The organism is Streptomyces sp. NPDC007875, from assembly GCF_042868035.1.
Classification (GTDB): Bacteria; Actinomycetota; Actinomycetes; order Streptomycetales; family Streptomycetaceae; genus Streptomyces; species Streptomyces antimycoticus.
The window spans coordinates 1-5,373 of record NZ_JBIADZ010000085.1 but is presented as its reverse complement, the minus strand read 5'-3'; the positions used below and the strand labels follow the sequence as shown (position 1 = coordinate 5,373).

Here is a 5,373-nt window from a genome sequence, read left to right as displayed (position 1 = left end):
GCGGGTGGCGAAGACGGGTGAGGTGTTGAGGAGTTGGGCTCCCATGCCTGTCCATTGGGCGCCTTGGCCGGGGAAGACGAAGACGGTCTTGCCGTGGGTGGTGGCGTGGCCGGTGGTGAGGCGGGGGTGGGGTTGTCCGGTGGCGAGGGCGGTGAGCGCGGCGGTGGCGTCACCGCTCTCGGTGTCGGTGCCGGTGAGGATGACGGCGCGGTGGTCGTGGAGCGTGCGGGTGGTGGCCAGGGACCAGCCGATGTCGAGGGGGCGGTCGTTCACCCCGGATTCCAGGTGGTCCAGGAGGCGTTGGGCCTGATCCCGCAGGGCTGCGGCGCTTTTGGCGGACAGCACCCAGGGCACGATCCCGCCGGCCGCCACGAGCCCGGGGGTGGCCATGCCGTCGTCCGCCTTCGGCGCGGCTTCGGGCCCGGGCTCGGTCTCGGGCTGAGGTGCCTGTTCGAGGATGAGGTGGGCGTTGGTGCCGCTGATACCGAAGGAGGAGATCCCGGCGCGGCGTGGGTGGCCGTTCTCCGGCCAGGACCGGGCCTCGGTGAGCAGGGACACCGCGCCCTGGGACCAATCCACCTCGGGCGTGGGCTCGTTCGCGTGCAGCGAGCGCGGAAGCATGCCGTTCCGCATCGCCAGCACCATCTTGATGACGCTGGACACGCCTGCCGCGGCCAGCGTGTGTCCGGTGTTCGACTTCAGCGAGCCGAGCCATACGGGCTCGTTCCCCGGCCGGTCCTGGCCGTAGGTGGCCAGGAGGGCTTGGGCTTCGATGGGGTCGCCGAGGGCGGTGCCGGTGCCGTGGGCTTCGACGGCGTCGATGTCGGCGGGAGACAGTCCGGCGTTCGCCAGTGCTTGCCGGATCACCCGCTGCTGGGAGGGGCCGTTGGGGGCGGTGAGGCCATTGCTGGCGCCGTCCTGGTTGACCGCCGTGCCGCGGATCACGGCCAGGACCTCGTGGCCGTTGCGGCGGGCGTCCGAGAGACGTTCCAGCAGCAGTACCCCGACGCCCTCGCTGAAGGTGGTGCCGTCCGCACCCGCGCCGAACGCCTTGCACAGGCCGTCCGGCGCCAGCCCGCGCTGGCGCGAGAACTCCACGAACGCCGACGGCCGCCCCATCACCGTGGCGCCCCCGGCCAGCGCCATCGAGCACTCGCCCTGCCGCAACGCCTGTACGGCCCAGTGCATCGCCACCAATGAGGAGGAGCAGGCCGTGTCCACCGTGACCGCCGGGCCCTCCAGGCCCAGCACATAGGCCACCCGGCCGGAGGCGACACTCGTCGCCGAGCCGGTGAGCATATAGCCCTCAAGGTCCTCGGGAGCGGGCCCGCTCCGCACGCCGTAGTCCTGGTTGATGACACCGGCGAACACGCCGATGTCGCCGCCTCCCACCGTCGTCGGGTCCATGCCCGCCCGCTCGAACACCTCCCAGCAGGCTTCCAGGAACAGCCGTTGCTGCGGGTCCATCGCCAGCGCCTCACGTGGCGAGATGCCGAAGAAGTCCGCGTCGAAACCGGCCGCGTCCTCGAGGAACCCGCCGCGCAGCACATAGGAGGTGCCACTCCGGTCCGGGTCGGCGTCGAACAGCGCTTCCAGGTCCCAGCCCCGGTCACGGGGGAAGTCGGTGATGCCGTCGCGCTCTGCGAGCAGCAGGTTCCACAGCCCGTCCGGGTCGGTCACCCCGCCCGGCAGACGGCAACTCATCGCCACTACGGCGATCGGCTCGTCAGCGGCGGCGCGCACGGTCACCGGGGCCGTCGCGGCGGGTGCCGGGCCGCCGCCCAGCTCAGTGTGGAACAGGTCGGAGAGAAGAGCCGGAGTCGGGTGGTCGAAGAGCAACGTGGCGGGGAGCCGCAGCCCGGTCGCCGCATTCAGCCGGTTGCGCAGTTCGACCGCCGTCAGCGAGTCGAAGCCCATCTCCTTGAACGCCACCGTCGGCTCGATCGCCTCCGGACCGGGGTGGCCGAGGACCACCGCGGCCTCCGCCCGCACCAGGTTGAGAAGAAACTCCTGCTGCCCGGCGGGGGACAGCCCGGCCAGCCGCCCCGACAGACCACCGGCCGCCGGGGCCGCGGTCCGCGCGGTGCGCCGCGCCGGACGGGCCAGCCCGCGCAGCAGCGGCGACACCCCGACGTCCGGCGCGCGGAGGGCAGTGAGGTCGATCTTCGCGGCCACCAGCGCGGGCCGTCCGGACCGCAGCCCGGTGTTGAACACCCGCAGCGCCTCGGCGTTGTCCATGCCCAGCACCCCCGCCCGCCGTGTGCGGCGTACGTCGGTGACGTCCATCGTCGCGGTGAGCGTGCTGGTGTCGCTCCACAGCCCCCAAGCCAGCGAGGTGGCGGGCCGGTGGCGGGCGTGCCGCCACTGGGCGAAGGCGTCGAGGAAGGCGTTGGCGGCGGCGTAGTTGGCCTGACCCGCGTTGCCGAGCGTTCCGGCGGCGGACGAGTAGATGACGAACGCTGCCAGGTCGTGGCCGCGGGTGAGGTCGTGGAGGTGGGTGACGGCGTCGACCTTGGGGCGGAAGACGGCGTCGAGGCGCTCCGGGGTGAGTGCGGTCAGGACACCGTCGTCCAGCGCGCCGGCGGTGTGGATGACGGCGGTGAGCGGGCGGTCGGCCGGGATATCGGCGAGGAGGGCGGCGAGTTGGTCGCGGTCGGCGGTGTCGCAGGCGGTGATGTTGACGGTGGCGCCGCGTTCGGTGAGTTCGGTGGTGAGGTCGGTGGCGCCGGGCGCGTCGGGACCCCGGCGGCTGATGAGGAGCAGATGCCGTGCGCCGTGCTGGGTGACGAGGTGGCGGGCGATGGTGGCGCCGAGGGTTCCCGTGCCACCGGTGACCAGGACGGTGCCGTGCGGATCCAGGGAGCGGGGGAGGGTGAGTACGATCTTGCCGGTGTGCCGCCCCTGGCTCATCCAGCGGAAGGCCGTCGGTGCCTGGGTGACGTCCCAGTGCCGTACCGGAAGCGGCTCGATCCGGCCCGCCTCGAACAGCTCCACCAACTCCGCGAGCAACTCCCGGATCCGGTCCGGCCCCGCGTCACCCCCCAGGTCGAATGCCTGGTAGCCCACACCGGGATGTGCTGTGGAGACCGCGGCGGGATCGCGGATGTCGTTCTTGCCCATCTCCACGAACCGGCCACCCGCGCCGAGCAGTCCCAGTGAGGCGTCCACATACTCGCCGGTGAGGGAGTTCAGCACCACATCCAGCGCGGGAAACGCCGAGGCGAAACCGAGGTCGCGGCTGGACGCCAGATGCCCCTCCGGCACCCCCAACGCGGTCAGCACATGGTGCTTCGACGGGTGGGCGGTGGCATACACGGTGGCGCCGAAATGCCGCGCCAACTGGACGGCGGCCATGCCCACACCGCCCGCGGCGGCGTGCACCAGCACCGTCTCACCCGGCTGTACGGCGCCCAGGTCCCGCAGCCCGTACAGCGCCGTCAGATAGGCCACCGGCACTCCGGCGGCCGTGGCGTACGACCAGCCTTCGGGGATCGGCGCGACCGTTCGCGCGTCAGCGGTGGCCAGCGGGCCGAACGAGCGCGGGAACAGGCCCATCACCCGGTCGCCCACCGCCAGGCCCTCGACCCCCGGGCCGACCTCGGTCACCACACCGGCACCCTCGCCGCCCAAACCGTCCTGACCCGCCACGCCGCCGAGCGCGACGAGCACGTCCCGGAAGTTCTGACCGGCGGCGCGGACCTGGATCCGGACCTGGCCGGTGGCCAGCGGCGCGGTGGCCTCCGGATCCGGCCGCAGCACCAGGTTCTCCAGGCTGCCCTTCTCCGAGACGTCGAGGTACCAGTGCTCGTGCGCGGGTACGGTGAGACCCTGCGGCGACCGCACCAGACGCGGCACCCACAGCAGCCCACGACGCAGCGCCACCTGCGGTTCGCCGGACGCCACCGCCTCGGGCAGGGCCTCCCGCGACACGTCATCGGTGTCCACCAAAACGATCCGGCCCGGGTGTTCGGACTGGGCGGAGCGGACCAGGCCCCAGATCGCGGCCGCGGCCGGATCGGTGACCTCGGCGGTGTCGTGTACGGACACCGCCCCATGGGTGAGCAACACCAGCCGGACGTCGACGAGTTCGGGTCGGGCGACCCACCGCTGCACCAGGTCCAGCGCGCGGGCGGCCAGATCCCGGGCCCGCGCGGGCAGGCCGGTGTCCCCGGCATCCCAGGTCGCGGTGTCGGCGACTACGGCCCCGGGCCGGTCCTCTCCCGCGATGAGCGCGTCCATGCGGGCGTTCACGTCGGTGTGGGTATCGCCGAGGGTGGCCCAGGAAACCTCCGCCCCCGGAGCGGTGGGGTGCTCGGTCCAGTCCAGCGTGAACAGCGCATCAGCGGACCGATCGGCACCGCCGGAAGCGGCGGCGAGCTGCTCGGGACTGATCGCCCGGAGCACCAGGGAGTCCACCGAGGCGACGGGGGAGCCGGTGCTGTCGAACAGGCTGATCGTGAACGAGTCAGTGCCGGTGGCGCGGGCGCGCACACGGACGGCCGTGGCTCCCGCAGCCAGCAGCCGTACGTCGTTCCACACAAAGGGGAGCAGCGTCTGGCCCGGGGCCGGAGGCACACAGAAGTTGCTCGCGTGCAACGCTGCGTCCAGCAGTGCCGGGTGGATGCCGAACCGGCCGGCGACCTCCGTCTGCTCCTCCGGCAGCGCGGCCTCCGCGAACACCTCGCCATCGCGCTTCCATACCGCCTTCAGTCCGCGGAAGGCGGGCCCGTACTCATACCCGGCCTGGGCGAGGTCGTCGTAGAAGTCATCCAGAACGATCGGTTCGACACCGGGCGGTGGCCACTCGGGCATGCCGTCCTCCACGCCGCCCTCGGCCGAACCGTCCGGCTGCGTGGCGAGTGTGCCCGAGGCGTGCTCCAGCCATTCCTGTCCCTGGGCCGCGTCGGGGCGGGAGTAGATCCGCACGCCTCGGCGCCCGTCCTCCTCGGCGCCGACCAGCACCTGGACTTGCAGCGCCCCGTCTTCGGGCAGTGTCATCGGCTGGCCGATGACCAGTTCTTCCAGGGTGGGGGTGTCGGTCTCGTCCCCGGCGCGGATGGCGAGCTCGGCCATCGCGGCGCCGGGCAGCAGGACGGCGCCGGAGACGGCGTGGTCGGCCAGCCAGGGGTGGGTGGCCACCGATAGCTGCCCGGTGAGCAGCACACCGCCCGTGTCGGGCACGCTCACCACGGCCCCGGCCAGCGGGTGGCCCGTGCCCTGGAGGCCCACGGCACGCACATCGCCTGTGCTGGCGTTTCGGGGGAGCCAGTAGTGGTGGTGTTGGAAGGGGTAGGTGGGGAGGGGGATGCGGGTGGGGTGTGTGCCGGTGTAGAGGGTGGGCCAGTTGACCGGTGTTCCGTGGGTGGTGAGGTG

Annotated in this window: 1 protein-coding gene; it reads right to left on the bottom strand. The window is 72.5% G+C overall.

What is annotated here, in order from left to right; translation table 11 throughout:
- The coding region (locus tag ACFYOY_RS48920) for an SDR family NAD(P)-dependent oxidoreductase (protein WP_388594580.1) at positions 1 to 5,373 on the bottom strand (5,373 nt) is incomplete at both ends.